The organism is Oceanobacillus sojae, from assembly GCF_900162665.1.
Taxonomy (GTDB): Bacteria; Bacillota; Bacilli; order Bacillales; family Amphibacillaceae; genus Oceanobacillus; species Oceanobacillus sojae_A.
Map to the genome: position 1 here is coordinate 598,491 of NZ_LT727812.1, position 19,166 is coordinate 617,656.

At 37.7% G+C, this 19,166-nt stretch carries 22 protein-coding genes; 8 read left to right on the plus strand and 14 right to left on the minus strand.

Translation table 11 applies throughout. The features are described 5' to 3' along the window. Window positions 1-47: 47 nt before the first annotated feature. The 4 genes from BN1068_RS13710 to BN1068_RS24195 all read right to left on the minus strand — a co-directional run bounded on the left by BN1068_RS13710 (window position 48) and on the right by BN1068_RS24195 (window position 2,468). The gene (locus BN1068_RS13710; RefSeq protein ID WP_368483292.1) at window positions 48-392 is read right to left on the minus strand and encodes a GNAT family N-acetyltransferase; all 345 of its coding nucleotides are present in this window, start codon (window positions 390-392) and stop codon (window positions 48-50) included. Window positions 393-695: 303 nt separating this feature from the next. Beyond that, window positions 696-1,364 carry an SIMPL domain-containing protein gene (locus tag BN1068_RS13715; protein WP_077603413.1) on the minus strand — a complete coding sequence of 223 codons (669 nt, stop codon included), beginning with the start codon at window positions 1,362-1,364 and terminating at the stop codon, window positions 696-698. Window positions 1,365-1,431: 67 nt separating this feature from the next. Continuing rightward, window positions 1,432-1,986 (minus strand): SLOG family protein, encoded by a 555-nt coding sequence (locus BN1068_RS13720; protein ID WP_077604075.1) that lies wholly within the window; start codon window positions 1,984-1,986, stop codon window positions 1,432-1,434. A gap of 152 nt (window positions 1,987-2,138) precedes the next feature. Next, window positions 2,139-2,468: a CotD family spore coat protein gene (locus BN1068_RS24195; protein ID WP_077603414.1), complete on the minus strand. Its 330-nt coding sequence runs from the start codon at window positions 2,466-2,468 to the stop codon at window positions 2,139-2,141. A gap of 362 nt (window positions 2,469-2,830) precedes the next feature. Here BN1068_RS24195 and cspD point away from each other — a divergent pair, with 362 nt between their 5' ends. After that, on the plus strand, window positions 2,831-3,031 hold the full coding sequence (cspD, locus tag BN1068_RS13730; RefSeq protein ID WP_077603415.1) for a cold-shock protein CspD: 201 nt from the start codon (window positions 2,831-2,833) through the stop codon (window positions 3,029-3,031). Between the two features lie 164 nt (window positions 3,032-3,195). Here the strand turns inward: cspD and BN1068_RS13735 are convergent, their stop codons facing one another. After that, window positions 3,196-3,681: an SRPBCC family protein gene (locus BN1068_RS13735; RefSeq protein ID WP_077603416.1), complete on the minus strand. Its 486-nt coding sequence runs from the start codon at window positions 3,679-3,681 to the stop codon at window positions 3,196-3,198. Between the two features lie 269 nt (window positions 3,682-3,950). Beyond that, a complete protein-coding gene (locus BN1068_RS13740; RefSeq protein ID WP_077603417.1) occupies window positions 3,951-4,874 on the minus strand; it encodes a manganese-dependent inorganic pyrophosphatase in 924 nt (307 codons plus the stop codon). A gap of 177 nt (window positions 4,875-5,051) precedes the next feature. Here BN1068_RS13740 and BN1068_RS13745 point away from each other — a divergent pair, with 177 nt between their 5' ends. From BN1068_RS13745 to BN1068_RS23660, 3 genes are read left to right on the plus strand one after another with little or no spacing between them, the layout of a single operon-like run. After that, entirely contained in the window at window positions 5,052-5,516 is a 465-nt protein-coding gene (locus tag BN1068_RS13745; RefSeq protein WP_077603418.1) for a DinB family protein, read from the plus strand. After that, a complete protein-coding gene (locus BN1068_RS13750) occupies window positions 5,512-6,654 on the plus strand; it encodes an NAD(P)/FAD-dependent oxidoreductase (protein WP_077604076.1) in 1,143 nt (380 codons plus the stop codon). Before BN1068_RS13745 ends, BN1068_RS13750 begins: the two co-directional genes overlap by 5 nt. Before the next feature lie 18 nt (window positions 6,655-6,672). Beyond that, window positions 6,673-6,840, plus strand: coding sequence for a hypothetical protein (locus BN1068_RS23660; protein WP_175637149.1), 168 nt, complete (start codon window positions 6,673-6,675; stop codon window positions 6,838-6,840). Window positions 6,841-6,903: 63 nt separating this feature from the next. Here the strand turns inward: BN1068_RS23660 and BN1068_RS13755 are convergent, their stop codons facing one another. From BN1068_RS13755 to BN1068_RS13770, 4 genes are all read right to left on the minus strand, one after another. Then, complete coding sequence (locus tag BN1068_RS13755; protein WP_077603419.1) at window positions 6,904-7,548, minus strand: YczE/YyaS/YitT family protein; 645 nt, start codon at window positions 7,546-7,548, stop codon at window positions 6,904-6,906. 212 nt (window positions 7,549-7,760) lie between these two features. Beyond that, window positions 7,761-8,483: an amino acid ABC transporter ATP-binding protein gene (locus BN1068_RS13760; RefSeq protein ID WP_077603420.1), complete on the minus strand. Its 723-nt coding sequence runs from the start codon at window positions 8,481-8,483 to the stop codon at window positions 7,761-7,763. Beyond that, complete coding sequence (locus tag BN1068_RS13765; RefSeq protein WP_077603421.1) at window positions 8,483-9,133, minus strand: amino acid ABC transporter permease; 651 nt, start codon at window positions 9,131-9,133, stop codon at window positions 8,483-8,485. The genes BN1068_RS13760 and BN1068_RS13765 overlap by 1 nt, the downstream gene beginning before the upstream one ends. Before the next feature lie 240 nt (window positions 9,134-9,373). Continuing rightward, complete coding sequence (locus tag BN1068_RS13770) at window positions 9,374-10,180, minus strand: transporter substrate-binding domain-containing protein (protein WP_077603422.1); 807 nt, start codon at window positions 10,178-10,180, stop codon at window positions 9,374-9,376. 291 nt (window positions 10,181-10,471) lie between these two features. On the opposite strand from BN1068_RS13770, the gene BN1068_RS13775 reads away from it, so the two are divergent. Beyond that, window positions 10,472-10,813 (plus strand): hypothetical protein, encoded by a 342-nt coding sequence (locus tag BN1068_RS13775; RefSeq protein ID WP_077603423.1) that lies wholly within the window; start codon window positions 10,472-10,474, stop codon window positions 10,811-10,813. A gap of 53 nt (window positions 10,814-10,866) precedes the next feature. Here the strand turns inward: BN1068_RS13775 and BN1068_RS13780 are convergent, their stop codons facing one another. From BN1068_RS13780 to BN1068_RS13795, 4 genes are all read right to left on the minus strand, one after another. Further along, complete coding sequence (locus tag BN1068_RS13780) at window positions 10,867-11,805, minus strand: bile acid:sodium symporter family protein (protein WP_077603424.1); 939 nt, start codon at window positions 11,803-11,805, stop codon at window positions 10,867-10,869. Between the two features lie 312 nt (window positions 11,806-12,117). Then, the gene (locus BN1068_RS13785; RefSeq protein WP_077603425.1) at window positions 12,118-13,404 is read right to left on the minus strand and encodes an RNA-guided endonuclease TnpB family protein; all 1,287 of its coding nucleotides are present in this window, start codon (window positions 13,402-13,404) and stop codon (window positions 12,118-12,120) included. Window positions 13,405-13,853: 449 nt separating this feature from the next. After that, the gene (gene solA / locus BN1068_RS13790; RefSeq protein ID WP_175637150.1) at window positions 13,854-14,990 is read right to left on the minus strand and encodes an N-methyl-L-tryptophan oxidase; all 1,137 of its coding nucleotides are present in this window, start codon (window positions 14,988-14,990) and stop codon (window positions 13,854-13,856) included. Between the two features lie 32 nt (window positions 14,991-15,022). Further along, window positions 15,023-15,496 carry an acyl-CoA thioesterase gene (locus tag BN1068_RS13795; RefSeq protein ID WP_077603426.1) on the minus strand — a complete coding sequence of 158 codons (474 nt, stop codon included), beginning with the start codon at window positions 15,494-15,496 and terminating at the stop codon, window positions 15,023-15,025. Window positions 15,497-15,860: 364 nt separating this feature from the next. Here BN1068_RS13795 and BN1068_RS13800 point away from each other — a divergent pair, with 364 nt between their 5' ends. From BN1068_RS13800 to BN1068_RS13810, 3 genes are all read left to right on the plus strand, one after another. Beyond that, complete coding sequence (locus BN1068_RS13800) at window positions 15,861-16,835, plus strand: SIS domain-containing protein (RefSeq protein ID WP_077604078.1); 975 nt, start codon at window positions 15,861-15,863, stop codon at window positions 16,833-16,835. A 95-nt stretch (window positions 16,836-16,930) separates the two neighbouring features. After that, window positions 16,931-18,199, plus strand: coding sequence for an ABC transporter substrate-binding protein (locus tag BN1068_RS13805; RefSeq protein WP_077603427.1), 1,269 nt, complete (start codon window positions 16,931-16,933; stop codon window positions 18,197-18,199). 85 nt (window positions 18,200-18,284) lie between these two features. Then, entirely contained in the window at window positions 18,285-19,166 is an 882-nt protein-coding gene (locus tag BN1068_RS13810; protein WP_077603428.1) for a carbohydrate ABC transporter permease, read from the plus strand.

The window sequence follows — 19,166 nt, forward strand, 5'->3', positions numbered from 1 at the left end:
TCTTTTTTTTTATTTATTTTTTGATTAAAAGAATATTTGTTCAGGTTTTACAAGGCTTTTATCGCCAGCACCGAATTATCTTGAATGATATCTGTTTCTGCAAAACCAAATGAGGCGTACAATGTTTTAGCCTTAATATTATCCGTGTGGTAAAAGAGTGCTATATATTCTGATTCACCATAAGGCATTGCTTCTATATCCATCAGCATTCTTTCAAAGGCAAGCCTGCCGTACCGCTTCCCCTGATAATGCTTGTCGATCATAATATGCTGAACAAAATAACCCTTCTTTCTATAAAAAGCTTCATTCTCAAATGATTCATGATCCAATGTATCATAAGAATACATCAAAAACCCTACTACAACTCCATCCGCATAGATTGAGAAATGGATCGAAGCAAGAGACTACCTGATGGATAATATGAAAACCATTGAAGACATTGATCCTGACTTCCCCTATTATATTGATACAGGAAAAACAGAATCTAGAAATATAGAGGATATTGCAAATGGAAGATAAGAAAAACATATCTTCAGGAAAGGAGTGTTTTTTTGGAGTACTTACATCCGAGACATTTTATTTTTATATGTATGTAAGCAGGGCAAGTCCATCTATAAAAGAAATACAAACCAAGCTTTCTTCACAGACTTGATTTGTATTTCTTTTCATTTAAACACCCGTAAAACTCTCCTCCCCTAAATCTGATACACTACTTCTAATCTTGCTTCTACCGATTGATTCCCCGGCTCAATTGGTGTAGCTACCATTTTAAAAACCTGCGCCGGACCAACACCAGGTGATGAGGTCTGTTCGTTTATCCTTAATGGAACTGGATTTAAATTAGCACCCAGCTGTTCTGCTAAGCCCTCCGCCTTCCTTTTCGCATCTGAAAGCGCAAAGCTTAAGGCTTCATTATAAAAGTTTTCCGGATTGTCTACGGAGAATTCAATGGAAGCAACCTCATTCACCCCATTCTCGGTAACACGATCAATAACCTCTCCGATCCGGTCCATATCTTCTGTAATAACCGTTATTTCATTCCGCACCTCATAGCCCTGCAATGTCTGGTTGCCATCCTGATAACTATAAACCGGTCTTGCGGAAAAGCTGGTTGTCTGAATCTGTTCTCTGGGAATGCCAGTTTGCTGCAAAACTTCCAGAACCTGGTTCATTCGTCTTGCATTTTCTTCCTGCGCTTCCTGCAAAGAAATATTTGATGTCGAGACAACTAATTGAATACGGGCAATGCTTGGTGAAACGATGACCGTACCGGAACCAGTCACAGTAATCGTACCGGGCTCCTGATTATTCTGGCGTTCCGGCATTCTATACCCATAATTAGGCGGTCCATAAGTATAATACATTGCTAACGTCCCTCCCCTCATACCATTCTATGTTGTATACGGGTCGTACCATTCAATAATTCTCCGGCTAATCCCAATAATTCGGATCCTGCATTTGCAGCTCCTGCACAATATCATCTAAATCCTGAGGAGTAATCGTAAAAATGGGATATTCCTTAGACGTCCGCTTCGTAGCATCATAAAAAAATTTGACGCTGCCGGGGTATTCATCATCGACAAGAAGCAAAGCGGCATCACTTTTATCAATCAGCCACAGGTCTTTCGCCCGGAATTGATAAGCGCCCTGATATTCTCCTTTATACAGCGGCTTAAAAAAATCAGCAGTCATCATCAACTCTTCGTATTTTTCCTTAATCGGATTCGGCCAGCGCTGATCCATATTTTCAAACGGTGGGAAAACACCTATCTGCACATTATACTCCTCTTTTAAATCCATAATTACGTCAGCTGCCCACTGCTCAATACCCATTTGCCCTGAAATAATGACCCATTCTAAGCCTTCTTCTATAAATGCACGCAGCCTTTTCTCTATAGCTGCCTTGATAAAAACAATCCTTGGATCATTTTCTTTGAAGATGCCCAATTCTGTTGGTTTATAGCCTGTTACATGTAATATTTTCACTTTAATATCCTTTCCTGATAAAACATTATAGCTCTTATACGATTTTATTTTCTCATTCATTTATATGCTATATATCATTCTAACGCAGGAATACTTGTTTTGAAAGCCAGTCCCACTCCATAGCAATAAGGCAGTCGTTTACTGCCTTATTGCTACCACATTCCCGGCCTTCTCCATGGAGGAACACCCGGATGTCTTCCCATTTCTCCACGGGGTCCAGGCGGTATTTGTCCTGGTAAACTCATTGGCGGAGAAGGAAATGGCAATCTCAGTCCTGAATGCTGTCTGCCAATAATTGCTTCTTTTCCATACGGCTGGCGATATTGATTTTTTATAGAATGATGATTCACATAGGTTGTGTGTGTGGGATGAATATGATGAACAACAGCTTCTGATGACGTATGAACATATTGATGCTTTGTCGGATGAACAATGGTCTTTTCATTTGGACGCTGCTGGTTAAATGGCCCTTTACCTTGCATACGCTCTGCCTCCTTTTTCTTCTCTCTTTTAATGTATGTTATAAACGTACAGGTCGAATAAGACAGATACCCAATTTCTATTATGATTTTAAAACAGCGGTGGAAAACCTTTTTCTATAGCATTTTAAGGGCGATAACAAATAGCAAAACATTTCCAAATACATATTAAAATAATCTTTCAGCAACTTTTTTCCGAAAAAAGTTGGCATTTTATAATAGTTGTGTGATATACTATAGATAATTATTTAAGTTCGTTAGAAACACAGGATGAGATACAATAAAGAATTGGTCTTTCGTCTTGAGATTCAACTTTGAACTAAATAGTAATAAACAGTGCAACAATTGCACGTGGAGGTAAAAGAATGAACACAGGTTCTGTAAAATGGTTTAACGCTGAAAAAGGCTTCGGTTTCATCGAAGTAGAAGGTGGAGACGATGTATTCGTACATTTCTCAGCAATCCAAGGCGATGGTTTCAAAACTTTAGAAGAAGGTCAAACAGTTACTTTCGACATCGAAGAAGGAAACCGTGGACCACAAGCTGCTAACGTTGTAAAAGGCTAATAAGCAGATATAAAAAAAGCTGATCAAATTTGATCAGCTTTTTATTTATATTAAATCAGCTTCATAGTCGAAATTTTTGGCTTTGAAACAAATTTTATTCTTTCCATTGCTACACTCTCCAGTTAAATAAAACGATGATAATATAACGAAATCAGTGTGGATTTTTACTTTTCTTTTTCGATAAAGACAGCGAGGTTCTCCAGTGTAGACCTTAAACCTGTATCATGGTCCTCTTTTCTTATTCCTTCAGGCACGTTTTCACAAACGATAGTAACACTTGTTCCTTCTGAAACAGCTTCAAAAAGCCAGCTCTGTATCATCTCACCCGAGAATGCCGGGTCCTCGGAATCAAAATTTACTGATTGTACAATTCGTTTGTCTGGAGCCAGCTCCAAAAACCTTCCTTGCGTTACATCCGTATTTTCTGAAGTTTTGCCCGGCTTCGACTCATCCATTTCGTAGGTAAGTGTCATCCTATAAACCCCGCCCTCTTTAGGATCAAATGTATCTACATAACCTGACATTCCATTTGGCGGCAGCCATGAAATCAATGCTTTTGGGTTTACAAAAGCCTGATATATGTTTTGCGGTGAAGCCATAATCACTCTTGATGCAGTATCAATTCGCCGGCTACTTGATTCCTTCGCCATAATAAAACCCTCCTTTCTTTATTAAGTATAAATGATATGAATATGATAAATTTCTTTCCAATTGCTCAAAATACTTCTTGAATTAACAGCCAAACGAAATTTTTCTAACAAATAAGGCAGGAGGATTTTCTATTTGGAAAAAATGATTATTTATATTTGTATATCAAACATCCTTAGACTGAGCTTATTTTTTATCCACTGCATAAAATATAGGAAAACCCTTCTATATCGTATGAGTAGAAGGGTTTTCCTATATTTTTACTTAATTCTTAAAACTGCTCCGTTAAAGCTGTAACAATTTGTTTTTTACGGGAAACAACACCTTTTAATAAAGCACGGTTATTCCCATCTAAAGCAGCATGAAATGCCGTTTCCACTTTATCCTTCGCAGGGCCGACTGCCAGCACCTCTGAATCATTATTCAGGATATCGGTTGCAACGAACAGGAATAAATCTAATCCCTTTTCATTGACTGTTGCTGTAATCTCATTTACCAGATCATCTTGAAGCTGATAGATTTCACTGACATCTACTGCATTTACTTGGGCAATTTCTACCTTCGCCTCGCCCATCGCAAATTCCTTGGCATCCATTGTAATCAAATCTTTCACAGATTTATCACTGATGTCCGCACCGGCTTTTAACATTTCTAAGCCATACTTTTCTAAGTCCACGCCTGCTTTTTCAGCTAATTCATGCGCTGCTTTTATATCTTCCTCTGTGCAGGTTGGTGATTTTAATAATAAAGAATCAGAAATAATGGCGGATAATAATAATCCAGCAATATTTTTGTCTAATTCCACATTATTTTCTTTATACATCTTGTTCAGGATGGTCGCTGTACAGCCGACCGGCTCTGCACGGAAATACAGCGGCTCTTTTGTTTGAAAATTAGATACGCGGTGATGATCAATGACTTCACGGATAACAGCATTCTCAATGTTATCAGCACTTTGCTGAAATTCATTATGATCTACTAAAATAACCTCGGCACCATCTTCGAGTCCTTGAATCAGTGCAGGAGTTTCCACACCAAATTGATTTAAAGCAAATTGTGTTTCTCCATTTACTTCACCTAAACGAGCCGGGCTTACCTCTGCACCGAGTTTTGTTTTTAAATCAGCATAAGCTAAAGCGGAACAAATTGTATCCGTATCTGGATTTTTATGTCCGAAAATGAGTGTTTTTGACATGTTTTATTTCCTCCCTCGACAAACTTTCCATATATAGATTATCATATTTAACCTCTAATGCTCCAGCCCCAATCTTTTTTCTTTCAAAAATACCGGAAATATTTTCATTCTGCCTCAAAATACTGTAAAAGTAATCATTATTAGATTATAATTAATCTCATTGGAGGGATTTATGAAATGACAAGAAAACAGTTTAACTTAACACGTACTGCTTTACTCACCTTTGCTTCAGAATTGGACGATTCTGTTATTGATGTACAAGCAGATTATTTTAATAATACAATCCGCTGGCATTTAGGCCATGCACTTGTAACAATGGAAAAATTCTTATTCCGTTATCCTAAGAAATCAGAAAATATACCTGCAGGATATGCGCAGCTTTTCAGTTCCGGGACAAGTCCAAAGGATTGGCAGGAAGAACCGCCAAGCATAGAAGCATTACTGGAAGCTTTAGAATTGCAGCAACAGCGTATTAATGAATTTAATGAATTATTCTGGAAATCAAATGTGCAGTTTAAAGTCCCGTTCGGCAGTGTAGAAACACAGGGCGATCTGCTGATTATGCTTTCCTTCCATGAAGCAGAGCATCTTGGTAAAATCAAAGCAATGCACCAGGTGGTCGCAAAGGATAAAAATGATTAAACCCTATGTTATTATTGGCGGCGGCATTTTAGGTGCCAGCACCGCCTTTTATCTTTCTAAACAGGGCGCAGAGGTTATCCTTATTGACCGGCATGATGAAGGTCAGGCAACGGATGCTGCCGCCGGAATTATCTGTCCCTGGATTTCCCAGCGCCGTAATAAGAAATGGTATCACCTTGCTAAAAATGGGGCGGCAATATATCCAGCTCTAATCGCGGATTTAGAGAGCCTTGGCGAGAAGGATACCGGTTACCAGCAAGTTGGCGCATTAAGCTTACATACTGATTCTAAAAAGTTAGATGGTATGGAGGAAAGAGCACATAAAAGACGGAAAGACGCTCCAGAAATCGGTGATATTATCCGGCTTAACGCTGAAGAAACACATAGCCGTTTCCCTATTCTGGACAAGAGTTATCAAGCAGTCTTTATCAGCGGTGCCGCACGGGTTGATGGAAGGAAATTATTGCAATCCTTAAAAAATGCAGCCGCAGCAAACGGCGCAATGCTTTTATCAGGAGATGCAAAGTTACATTTAACCGGAAATTCCATAACAGGTGTCTCATACAACAATGAAATCATAGAGTCTGAAAAGGTTATCTTAGCAAACGGTGCCTGGATGAAGGAAACAACAGAACCTTTAGGTATTCAGCTGGATGTGTCTTTTCAGCGTGCACAAATTATGCATCTGGAAATTCCAGGCTTAAATACGGCAAATTGGCCTGTGATCATGCCGCCTGGAACCAAATACTTACTTTCTCAGGATGACAATCGTTTTGTGATTGGATCAACCCATGAAGACAAAATCGATTTTGATTATCGTGTTACCGCCGGTGCTGTACATGAAATTTTAAATCAGGGCCTTGCAATTGCACCAGATTTAGCAGAAGCAACCGTTTTAGAGACCCGTGTCGGCTTCCGGCCATACACTCCCGGATTCTTGCCCATTATCGGAGAACTGCCTGATCATCCAAATGTACTGCTTGCGAATGGACTTGGTTCATCCGGGCTGACGATGGGACCATTTCTTGGACAGCAGCTTGCTAAATTAGCTCTGAATAAAGAGCTCGATATCGTTTTGGAACACTATGACGTGAAATCTGCATTAACAATTAATAGGGCTTCGTATCATGATAAGTGATGAAAAGAGGTGAACCATATGAAAGGATCATATATCGTTATTATTATCCTTCTTTTAGTTATTTTGACAGGTTTCTTTGTCTGGTTATGGATCCAGGGATATAACGGCAACCAAGAAAGTATAACTGCTTCATTCAACAATTTGATTTATTCTGCAGAAAAAGGATCGGTTCACTTATTCTCTTGAGAACCGGTCCTTTTTCTATCCAGATATGTCTAATTTTAATCTTTTTCCGTCTTTATCCTGCCCTTATGAGATATGCTTTTTCTTTCTATTGGCATTTTGACGGTACTCCATCTTTAATACAAAATCCCCCAGCTTTAAATACGTAGCCTGGAATATAGGACTTTGAATGAAGGTGAACACAAATGTAAAAATAAATACCGGCCCGCCAATAATTAATCCTAATACCAGCACGCAGCATTCTGTTATAATTCTCACTCTGCCGATCGGCGCTCCCAATTTATCCGCCAGAGAAAGCATGAAGCCGTCACGCGGTCCGGAACCGACACCTGCAGCATTATACATTCCTCCGCCAAAGCCCATAATACAAATACCTGTCAACATGAAAATAATATCCAGCCATGTATTTGTTGCTGTAGGCAGGATTCCCGTCCAATGATAGATATCAACAAAAGACCCTACCAGAATAGCATTAAAAAAAGTACCTATTTTTATGTATCTTCTGTCTAAAATTAAACACACGCCAATTAGTAAAAAAGAAATAACAATATTCCATGTTCCAACAGTAAATCCGATCTTATCAAACATAGCTACATTTAAAACATCCCAGGGATGCACACCTAAATGCTGCATATTTATAGCAAGGGAAATACCACCGCTAAAAACTAATAATCCGAGCAAAAAAAATAACCATCGAAATGATTTAGCCAAAGTCAAGACCCTTCTTTCTTATAGAAAACTTTGTAATTCAGGCCATTTCAATGCCTTAGATTACCTTAATGAAACACAGTCAATTATCATAATTATACGCTTTTTCGCAATAAATAAAAAGAGCGTTTTTATTATCTTTAAAACAGTATATTCCAATTATAAAAGCAGGCCTACAGAATTCTTTTTCTCCCATAAACCTGCCTTACCCTATATTATAAAACTTTATTTAAAAAGTTCTTCGTCCGTTCCGAAGTCGGATTTGTAAAGATAATTTCCGGTGTATTTTCTTCCATAATAATACCCTCATCCATAAACAGTACCCTGTCGGCAACCTCTCTGGCAAATCCCATTTCGTGTGTCACCACAACCATGGTCATCCCCTCTTTGGCTAATTGTTTCATTACCTCCAGAACTTCTCCAACAAGCTCCGGGTCAAGTGCTGAAGTCGGTTCGTCGAAAAGCATCAGCTTCGGTTCCATCGCAAGTGCACGCGCTATTGCTACACGCTGCTGCTGCCCCCCCGATAATTGTGCCGGATACTGATCTGCCTTCTCTGCAAGACCTACCTTTTTCAGCAAAGCTTCGCCACGCTCTCTTGCTTCTTGTACAGAAATCTTACGGACTTTTCTGGGGGCAAGCATCACATTCTCAATCACAGTTTTATGCGGAAATAAATTAAATTGCTGGAATACCATCCCCACTTCGGTGCGAATCATATTAATATCTGTTGTCTTATCCTTTAGATTATAGCCATCAACAATAACATTTCCGCTTGTAATATCCTCTAATAAATTTAAACAGCGTAAAAAAGTACTTTTACCTGATCCACTAGGCCCAATAACACATACCACTTCTTTTTCTTCTACTTCACAGTTAATACCCTTTAAAACTTCATTATCTCCAAAGCTTTTGTGTAAATCCTGTACAGTTATCATTAGTAATTCAACCTTCTTTCTATATAACGCAGTAATAAGGACAGGCTAAAATTAATTACTAAATAAAACAAAGCTACTGTTGTATAGATCTCGACTGCATTAAAATGATTCGATGCAATATATCTGCCCTGGAACATTAATTCTGGAACTAAAATAACGGACAATAAGGAGGTATCCTTAATACTAATAATAAATTGGTTACCAAGCGGTGGTATCATCCGCTTAAAAGCCTGCGGCCAAATAATATAGCGCATGGCCTGGTGCTTATTCAATCCCAGAGAACGCCCCGCCTCCATCTGGCCCTTATTAATGGAATCAACAGATCCGCGAACAATCTCCGCAATATACGCTCCAGAGTTTATGGCGATAACGACGATCCCCGCAGTAATCGAAGCCATTTGGAATTGCAGAATAATTGGCAGTGCGAAGTAAAGCCAAATAGCCTGAACAAGTACTGGTGTGCCTCGGATAACTTCTACATAAATAGATGCGATAATAAAAAAGAATTTATTTTTAGATATTCTTCCCAGACCAAATATAGCTCCCAATATAAATCCAATTAATAAACCAACAATTGAAATTAATAAAGTATAATATAAACCTTTACCTAACTGCGGTAAAAAATCAATTACCTGACCAAAATCAAACATTCTCTCACCTCTCTAGTCAATAAAATAAGGAGCCGTGCATGGATTGCCAGCTCCTTATCCCATCCTGCAAAGTCAAATGTATCAATAATTTTCGGTTAGCAAATATTTTAAGAAAGTTTTATTTAACAGTCATCACATCACAATTTTAAATTAAATTTTTTATTATGTGTGAAGAAGCAATTAACTCCTATAGAAAAGCTTCCTTTCATCCTTTTAATAACCAGATAATTATCTTTGATATTACTCTGAAGAACCAAACCACTTATCATAAATCTCATCATATGTCCCATTTTCATGTAATGTAGCCAAAGCATCATTGATCGCAGCTACTAGATCTTCATTCCCTTTTGCAATGGCAATCCCATAATCTTCCGCCTGATATGTTTCACCAACCGCTTTTAAACCGTCGCCTGTTGTGGCAATATAATACTCTACATTAGGCAAGTCGTATACTGCTGCATCGGCGTTACCATTTTCAACAGACATATATACCTGATCCAGCTGTTCATAAGGATCAATTTGCTTATCCTCTAAATTTGCTTCCAGAAATTGTGCACTGGTAGATCCTAACCTGGTTGCAATCGTTTTACCTTCTAAATCTTCTAAACTATTAATATCCTCATTATCCTCCGGTACAGCAATAGTAATCCCTGATTCATAATAAGGATCACTAAAATCAACTGTACCTTTTCTTTCTTCCGTAATACTTATTCCAGCAACCGCAATTTCAAATTGGCCGGTCTGCAAACCCGGAATAATACCATCAAAGTTCGTTGTTTGAATCTCTCCATCAATTTCAAACCCGGCTTCTTCTGCAATTGCTGTAATTAACTCAATATCAAAACCGACCAGTTCTCCATCTTCCATAAATTCAAAAGGAACAAACGAGTTATCACTTACAACGGTATACGAATCATTCAAATCATAATCCCCATTTTCCGCCTCCGCATCATCTCCTGAAGAATCATCTCCACTGCCACATGCAGCTAAAACAAGTAATGAAATAAGTGCCAGCATGAAAATCCAATTTTTCTTTTTGCTAAACATCCAAAATTACCCCCTAGTTTTTTTGTGGATAACTCTAATTATAACAAAATTCCATTTTTATTAAAAATTCACTATTAACCCATATTTCTGAAAAAACGCGGGAATTTCGTGATTTTAAGTCTTTACCCATCACTTATTATCTTTAAACTCGGAAATCTTCAAAAATTCTTTCCTTTTCACATAGTTATGGCAAAAGTTCGGTTTCAAAGTAAAAATAAATGAAATCTGTTAAACTGGTTCTATAGATTTCATTTACAAATGAATCAAGGTTAGAGGGGGCATTTTATCAATATGCAGGATAATATCTCTATTCTGGAGTGGAAAGTATTTGTTGAAAAGAAACAGAAGAAAAAAATGTTAGTGAAATTAATCTGGAATGATACGGATAAATTAACATTATTAATTTCTCCAAATATCAAGGTCAATTCGTTTATAATTGATGAAAAGGAAGGTTACCTTTTTTATGATATGGAAGGGAAACAAATAATGAATCCCCTTCCCTCCATTATCCCAGGCAGCGCGCTAATAGATGGACAAATTCCTGTAAAAGCAATTTCAGCTGGAGAGGTAACACTTTATGGAGAAAGATTATCCAAACAGGAAATTGATGAATTAAATCATTCAATACATTAAAAAAGTCTCTGGCTGATAGCTTTTTCTATCCCCAGAGACTTTCTTATTAAGTATTATTTTTTCTCATCATTTTTTGACCAGTACGTTGCAAGAATTGGCCCGGAAATATTATGCCATATGCTGAAGATAACACTTGGTACGGCAGCAATTGGCGTAGCAGAAAAGAATGTTAATGCCAATGTAGACGCGAGCCCGGAATTCTGCATACCAACCTCGATGGATACTGCCTTTTGATCTGAAAAGCTTAGTTTGAAGATTCTGGCAATAACAAAACCAAGCAACAGGCCTAATATATTATGCAGCACAACGACACCGAAGATGAGTAATCCTGATGTTGCAACTGCGTCCTTATTTACGGATACTACTGCTGCTGCAACTGCAACAATACCAATCACAGAAACAAGCGGCAATACAGAAATACTTTTTTCTACCTGTTTACTGAATAATAAACGGATGACAAAGCCTAAAATAATTGGGATAAGTACAACCTGTACAATTTGAATAAACATATCCTTAAATGAAACAGGCATCCACTGGTTCGCTAATAAAAGTGTTAATGCCGGCGTTAATACTGGTGCTAATAATGTGGAAACTGTCGTGGCGGATACAGACAAGGCTGTGTTACCTTTTGCTAGATATGTAATTACATTAGACGCTGTTCCACCAGGCGAACATCCTACAAGAATCACACCGACAGCTACTTCAGGCGGCAGCTGAAAAGCAACAGCTAAACCATATGCTATAAGCGGCATGATAATATATTGTGCAAGTACCGTAATGAATACACTTTTAGGAGCTTTTAATACATCTTTAAAATCTTGAGGTGTAAGCGTTAACCCCATCCCAAACATAATAATTCCTAATAATATACTTACATACGGTGCAATCCAGGTAAATCCGCCCGGAAGCAGAAAACTGATAACTGCAAATAGAATTACCCAAACGGCAAATGTGTTTCCAGCAATACTACTGATTCTTTCTAAAATCTTCACTTTCAAGTCCTCCTAAAATAATTTTGTTAATAGTTCTGTTGTCAACAAAATTCAAACAATTCAATCCACTATTACAGAAGAGCGAAATCAATAGAATTTATCTTTCATTTCTGCCCTTTTAAAAATAAGAGATGTTCTATATCATACCAAAACTCTGACAATTATGTCTATGGTCAACACCCCCTGACTGAAGTCACGGGCTTGTAAGGTTTTGCAACCTTTAGAATTTACAGCGGACAACAAGACCAGTGTCTTGCCCTTTAAATCACGCTAGAGATACTGTATGGGCTCCAAGCAACCCGTTTGTAGGCTTTAAACCACAACAGTTTGTGGTAGAATTTCTTCTTTCGTATAACGTTCTCCGTATTGTTTCAGGTTGAACGCAGCATTCACATCCCGGTCATGATGACTGCCACATGAAGGGCAATCCCATTCTCTTATAGTGGCATTTCCCTTTAGTGCCGTATTCTTATATCCACAGGCTGAACATAATTGTGTAGACGCAAAATCTTTTGGTGCTTTGGTAAAATATTTTCCTTGTTGTTCTAATTTGTATTTTAGATACCGACGGAAATGACCAAAACCATTATCCTGCTGATTTTTGGCATAATACTTGTTTTGTCCAATAGCACGAAGGTCCAGATTTTCTACCACAATCATGTCATAACGTTTCGCAAGCGCATAGGCTTTCTTGTGAAGCCAATCTTTTCGCTGATTGGCTGCTTTCGTTTGTAACCTGGAAACAACAAGACGTTGTTTCTCCCAACGTTTCGATCCCTTCTTTCTGCGTGATAATACGCGTTGTTCTTTCGCCAGACGTTCTTCCATTTCTCGATAATAGTGCGGATAATTGGCTTTCTTACCCTCATTGTCTACGAAAAAATGAGATTGCGAATAGTCTAGTCCCAGAATATTAGCAGGTGTACCAATGCTTTCTATTTCCATTGGAAACTCTATATTAATGGAGACGTTAAATTGTCCTTTCGTGTTCATCGTAACCGTTACATTTTTTATTTTACTGTCTTGTGGTAAAGGTCTATGTCTGTTTAGCTTTAACCCAATTCCTTTTACAGGAGATTTTTGTGCAGATGGAAGATATAATATGTCCTCTTTCATGTAGATAGTTCCGTTTTGATTGAATGTCGTATAACTGGCTTTGCTCCCTTTACGGGAATGAAATGTTGGTATTCCTTTCAAATCACGAAATGTCGGTTCTATCCCTAAGGTCTTTTGACGTTTTAGAGCAGACTTCTTATATTGTTTCTTATATGCCATCTTATTAAAAGCAGTTATTGCCTTATTAAAATGTTGTTTTGCTTCATTGGAAGCATAGGCATCTACAAGATATAAATAAGCTACATTGTCCTCATTGACACATTGTTTTTTGAACATAGAAACAGGAGGCATGTCCATCTTCTTTAAAGACGGTATTTTATCACCTATTTGATAATTATTCTTCTCCAAATAATCGTATAAGTGAGCTACATGTAGATTATATATTTTGCGGTCTGCACCGAAGCATTGATATAAATACATTTCCACTTCTTGAGAAATAGGGGCAGCACCATACACATAACCACGGTTTACTATTTCAAGCATTGGTTTCACCTCCTGTCTATTATACTACGAATCATATCATGTATATAAAGAGGAACATGGAGTTATCAATGATTTTATTCTTTTTTCAAACATCCTCTGTGATTTCAGCCAGGAAAGAGAATGTCGGACAATGGAGTTAGCAGAAGCTAACCCTTGTCCGAAGCCGATTCATCTCATGACTAAAGTCAAGAGGGTTCTCGGCTAAAGTCTAAAATAATCATGTTTGGCAGTCCGGATTTTGAAAAACCAATCAGTAAAGCACATAATCCGATCATCATCCAATCCAGTATTTCAAGCACAGGCATTCTACTTCTCCTTTAAATCTGCCTATTATTCCAGCACATTTATTTGCTTAATAAAATAATATCAGATCAGTTCCATCAGTATAAATAAGCAAACAGAAAAGGTATATACATAATTTATGAGGATATACCCTTTCTGCTATGCTATTATTGATAATTAAATCGATTTAAACGAAAGCTCTCTAAACTTACAGCAGGCTCTTTATCCATCAGCATTTTTGCTAAGCTTTCCCCAATACCACTGCTGAATTTAAAACCATGACCGGAGAACCCGCAAGCAACAAGAACATTATCATATCCTGGCAAATAATCAATAATAAAATCTTCATCTGGAGTAAGCGTATACGTACACACTCTTCCCTCCTTCAGCTCGATATCCTCAGAAAAATACTTATGTGCAAAAGAAAGTGTTTCTTGTTCATCTTCTGGAAACGTCCCAAATGGCTCCAGTTCTCCAGGATTCTCTAAAGGATGCCCTCCATCATGCCTGCCAATTTTCAGACCTGTTCCATCAATACTCGGAAAACCATAATATGTACTATCCTCATCAATATGCCCCCAGCCAGGAAATGTTCCTTCTTCATAATTCGTTTCTTCCCCTGCTTTAAACCAGGAGAATGTTTTACGAACAGGGGTAATTGGTAAAGTAATATCAAGCAGTCTTGTCACTTGATTGGTACCCTTCCCAGCGGAGATAAGCAGCTTTCTCCCTTTGATTTCACCATCTGTTAATTTCACAGTAACTTGATCAGCTCCTGTTTCGATAGCTTGTACGCGACTGTTTATATATAAATCTGCACCATTTTTTTCTGCTAACGTCCGATAAGCCCGAATAGCATTTTCACTGAACAATACACCTGAATTTTTCTCAAAGTAACCCACCATTTCATCCTTTAATTGAAACCCCCGCCAGCGTGTATTAATATCTTCTGCTGTCATCACTTCTAAAGAAAGGTTATATTCCTCAGCCGATTTTTGAACAGTATCTAAAAATACATTACCTTTTGGACCAAAGTTAAGGACACCTGTCTTTGAAAATATTCTCTCTTCTGTTTTCTCTTCCAGCTCTTTCCAAAGTTTTTGTGAATGTAATGCCAGCGGTACATAATTACCACCTTCTCCATAAGCATGACGTATCAGTCTCGTTCCCCCATGATGCGACCCCTCATCATGAGGCGGATCATAAGAATCAATCACCGCCACCGTCTGACCAGATTCCGTTAAATAATAGCCGGCTGACATCCCCATAGATCCGGCGCCAATAATAATAACGTCATATATCATCTTATACGCTCCCTTAGCTCATCTGTGTTATTCTATTCAGCAATTCGTTTAATTTGCTCATAAATCTCCGGATGGGTCTTGCGAAGCTTTACAGGCTTCCATGCTTCATTCACCCACATATGCGTTGTTTTACCAGTTGTCAGCAACTCACCGTAAGGCTCATCTGTCGTAGCGCTTTGTATTCCATTTGCTTTCCAATCCCCTTCTGTAATTCTTCGGGCTTCATATTCAAAAGCCAGCCGGATTGGCGAATACTGTTCGATCCGTGTAAACAATACAACCAAATCATCAAATCTTGCCGAACTTTTATAAACAGCACTCGCGTCCAGCACCGGTAAAAGCAAACCTTGTTCCTCCAAAGCATGGTAAGACATTTCAAAATGCCTCATCCATTCTGTCCGTCCAACCTCAAACCAGGTAATATAATTCCCGTGATGAACTACTCCCATTTGATCTGTGTCTTTGTATTGTACGCGCATTTTATGCTGATGCCATGCTTGTGTCATTTTTATTTCCTCCTGTTTCTTTTCTACATTCCAGCTTTTGTTCCTCTTTTAAATTATAGCATTTTCTCTTCTATTTTATAAAAAAACTGTTAAAGCTTTATTTGGTTTAACTTCAACCCCTCTTGTATTTTTTTTAACTGGCATCATCTCCTATATAACAGCTTTCAATGGATATTTTTACTTTTATTACTCTCAAAAAATAATTTTTAAGAAAATTTAAATTTATCTATTTACATATAACGTCATATGATGTAATATACAAATAACATGATGTTATATTACATCATAAATTAAGGAGGTGCAATTTACCCTTTTGGTAAACGGTTACATTACAGATATGCAAAAAAGAGGAGGAATTTTATTTATGAAAAAAGAACATGTGGAACAGATTCAAAAAGCAATTAAAGCAATTGAAGAAAGACAAATCGACAATATATTCTTTGTAGCATGCGGCGGATCGATGGCATCATTATCAACTGGTGAGTACTTTATTTCCAAAGATACTGCAGTACCGGCATTTGTCTATACATCTAACGAATTTATTCATCGTTCACCAAAAGCATTGGGTGAAAATAGCTTAGTTATCTTACGTTCACATTCCGGGGAAACTCCCGAAACCGTTGAAGCTGCATCATTCGCCCGTAAAAAAGGTGCATTAACCATTGCGATTTCTATGGAAGTAGAATCCCCACTTTGTCAAAATGCAGAGCACATCCTTCATTACAATTATAAAGATGGCTCAGATGCGATTGATGGTGAACTTGGTATTTTTTACACTTTACTTTTCAGAATACTTAAATTAATTACAGGTAATGAAAAATATAAACGGGCAGAAAAGCAGCTTGAAAATCTTGGCTCTTTAATTGAAAAAAATCAGGAAAAATTCAAAGAAGCTGCTGATCAATTTGGAAGAAAGAATAAACGCGAGAAATTAATTTATACAATGGCAAGTGGTGTTTACTATCATCAGGCATATTCATTCACTAGTTGCCTGCTAATGGAAATGCTATGGATTAATTCAAATGCAATACATGCCGGAGAATTCTTCCATGGTCCATTTGAAGTAACAGACTATGATGTTCCTTTCTTGCTGGTTGTTGGCGAAGGGCCAAGTACTCCACTTGATTTAAGAGCACTAGATTTTGCTGAGAAGTTCAGCGATAAAGTAGAAGTTGTTGATATTCGTGAGTTAGATTACGATGGTATTGATCCGGACTTAAAAGAGTATTTTGGAAGCGCTTTATCAGGTCCTGTTCTACGCCTTTATGCAGACGGATTAGCTGAACACACTGGTCACCCTTTATCTGTGAGACGTTATATGTGGAAAATGGAATATTAAGAATAAAATGTTAGAGAAAAGATAAAAATATATTATTTTTATCTTTTCTCTAAACACTATCTGTTAAAAATCTAGTATAAAAATGGGGCGAGAGAATGAAAAAAAGAATTGGTTGTCTAATAGCTGTATTGTTACTCACTGGCATCCTGGCTGCTTGTGGTTCTAACTCTTCTAACGAGGCGGAATCAAGCGGGGATGAAGTAGTTATTGACTTCTTTCATCGTTGGCCAAATGAACCAAGAAAATCTTTCTATGATCAAAAAATTAAAGAATTTGAAGAAGCCAATCCAAACGTAAAAATTAACGTTGATTCAGTTTTGAACGATTCCTACAAAGAGAAAGTACGTGTTCTTGTTTCAAACGATGACCTGCCAGACATCTTTTCTTCCTGGTCTGATACTTTTGCTGAAAACCTTGTTAGTTCAGGCAGAATCAAACCATTAACTGACCTGATCGAAAGTGACCCGGATTGGAGCGGTAAAATTATTGAATCGCAATACGAAGGGTTCACCTTTGATGACACAACGTATGGTATACCATTTACCATTGATGGAAAAGCCTTTTTCTACAATAAGGAAATTTTTGAAGAAGTAGGCTTAGATGTGCCCGAAACCTATGATGAATTCATTGAAGTTCTTGATGAACTGCAAGCAGCAGGCTATGAGACACCGCTTGTGGAAGGTTTAACAGATGCTTGGGCAATCTCACATTACATGGGAACTATCTTTCACCGTGTAGTAGAGCCGGAAATATTAGCACAAGACTATAATCCAGAAACTGCGGCATTTACAGATGAAAGTTATATTAAAGGGTTAGAAATCTTTCAAGAACTGACTACCTATATGGGCGAAGTTTCCACTGCAATCGATCATGAAGCTGCACGTAATATGTTTTCCGCCGGCGAAGTACCTGTCCTTTACATGCAATTTGCAGAAATTTTAATGGTAGAAGATGCCGGGGATGTGGATTTTGGGTTCTTTAATTTTCCTGAAGTAACCGACGGAAACGGCAGTGCTGATTCCTTAACTGGTGCTCCAGAAGGCTGGATGTTAAGTGAAAATGCTCCAAAAGAAGCTGAGGAATTTTTAAAATTCTTAACTTCTGAAGAAACAGCTGCTGAATTCACGGAAGTAGATGGACAGTTAAATGCGATTGAAGGCGGGGTAACGGAAGAAAATGCAAACCCAACGAGCTATGAGGCATACCAAATTGTTTTAGATTCCTCCGAAACAGCCCCTTGGTTTGATAACGCTGTCGATATTACCACCGCTGATATCTTTATGCGGGGAGGACAAGATTTAGCAATCGGTCAAACAACACCAGAACAAATAATAGAAGAAGTTCAAAGTCAAGTTGCAAATTAAAAGGAAACAACAATTAAATAGCTTGCCCTGACATCTGTATGTCGGGGCTTTCCACTTATTTTGAAAAGGAAAGTAGGTTTAATTTATGAAGAAAAAATTTCCTTTAACACCTATTTTATTTTTACTACCTTCTGTTTTCTTTTTAGCTGTTTTCATTTATATACCATTAGTACAAAATTTTTATAACAGCTTTTTTGATTTTAATGTATTTTCCAATTCGAAGGAATTCGTTGGGCTAGCGCAAATACAAAAGCTGTTTCAAGATGACGTAGTTATGGTTTCTATCATGAATAACTTTAAATATGCGATTATATCAGTGATTTTCCAAATTTTCTTTGCATTAATTTTAGCAAGTATTTTAGAAGATAAACTATTTCGGAAAGTTGCTCCTACGCTTAGAGTAATCTATTTTATTCCGGTAATGATATCTATTTCCGTAATTGCTCTGCTATTCAGTTTTATTTATAATCCGCAAATGGGATTATTAAATAGTTTTCTTGAGCTGGTGGGTTTGGATACATTGACGCGTCCGTGGCTTGGTAACTCAACTTCAGCTATTTATAGTGTTATTGCGATGTCTCAATGGCAAAGCATCGGTCTGATTACCATGCTTTTTATTGTAGCTATCCAAAAGATTCCTAACGAATTATATGAAGCTGCTGATATAGACGGTGCCGGACGGATTCGAAAATTTTTCAGTGTTACACTTCCCCAGGTAAAAGAAACGATGTTTGTAAATTTATTAATTACCGTTACTGGATCCATACTAGTTTTCAATGAACCATTTATTTTAACAAATGGCGGTCCGGGAAACAGCTCCATGACACTCGCAGTGCATATGTATCAAACAGGATTCTCCAGAGACAATATGGGGTACGCGTCAACAATCGCAACACTTACCTTTCTTTTATCTGCCATTTTTGCATTAATTCAAATTAAAGTGTCTAAGACCGGAAAGGAAGATTGA

Excerpts from the sequence above, each read along its gene's own strand:
- BN1068_RS13715 (WP_077603413.1), bottom strand. The coding sequence starts at position 1,364 with ATGTATTATACTTATGGACCGCCTAATTATGGGTATAGAATGCCGGAA.
- BN1068_RS24195 (WP_077603414.1), bottom strand. The coding sequence starts at position 2,468 with ATGCAAGGTAAAGGGCCATTTAACCAGCAGCGTCCAAATGAAAAGACC.
- cspD (WP_077603415.1), top strand. The coding sequence starts at position 2,831 with ATGAACACAGGTTCTGTAAAATGGTTTAACGCTGAAAAAGGCTTCGGT.
- BN1068_RS13735 (WP_077603416.1), bottom strand. The coding sequence starts at position 3,681 with ATGGCGAAGGAATCAAGTAGCCGGCGAATTGATACTGCATCAAGAGTG.
- BN1068_RS13740 (WP_077603417.1), bottom strand. The coding sequence starts at position 4,874 with ATGTCAAAAACACTCATTTTCGGACATAAAAATCCAGATACGGATACA.
- BN1068_RS13745 (WP_077603418.1), top strand. The coding sequence starts at position 5,052 with ATGACAAGAAAACAGTTTAACTTAACACGTACTGCTTTACTCACCTTT.
- BN1068_RS23660 (WP_175637149.1), top strand. The coding sequence starts at position 6,673 with ATGAAAGGATCATATATCGTTATTATTATCCTTCTTTTAGTTATTTTG.
- BN1068_RS13760 (WP_077603420.1), bottom strand. The coding sequence starts at position 8,483 with ATGATAACTGTACAGGATTTACACAAAAGCTTTGGAGATAATGAAGTT.
- BN1068_RS13765 (WP_077603421.1), bottom strand. The coding sequence starts at position 9,133 with ATGTTTGATTTTGGTCAGGTAATTGATTTTTTACCGCAGTTAGGTAAA.
- BN1068_RS13770 (WP_077603422.1), bottom strand. The coding sequence starts at position 10,180 with ATGTTTAGCAAAAAGAAAAATTGGATTTTCATGCTGGCACTTATTTCA.
- BN1068_RS13775 (WP_077603423.1), top strand. The coding sequence starts at position 10,472 with ATGCAGGATAATATCTCTATTCTGGAGTGGAAAGTATTTGTTGAAAAG.
- BN1068_RS13785 (WP_077603425.1), bottom strand. The coding sequence starts at position 13,404 with ATGCTTGAAATAGTAAACCGTGGTTATGTGTATGGTGCTGCCCCTATT.
- solA (WP_175637150.1), bottom strand. The coding sequence starts at position 14,990 with ATGATATATGACGTTATTATTATTGGCGCCGGATCTATGGGGATGTCA.
- BN1068_RS13795 (WP_077603426.1), bottom strand. The coding sequence starts at position 15,496 with ATGACACAAGCATGGCATCAGCATAAAATGCGCGTACAATACAAAGAC.
- BN1068_RS13800 (WP_077604078.1), top strand. The coding sequence starts at position 15,861 with ATGAAAAAAGAACATGTGGAACAGATTCAAAAAGCAATTAAAGCAATT.
- BN1068_RS13805 (WP_077603427.1), top strand. The coding sequence starts at position 16,931 with ATGAAAAAAAGAATTGGTTGTCTAATAGCTGTATTGTTACTCACTGGC.
- BN1068_RS13810 (WP_077603428.1), top strand. The coding sequence starts at position 18,285 with ATGAAGAAAAAATTTCCTTTAACACCTATTTTATTTTTACTACCTTCT.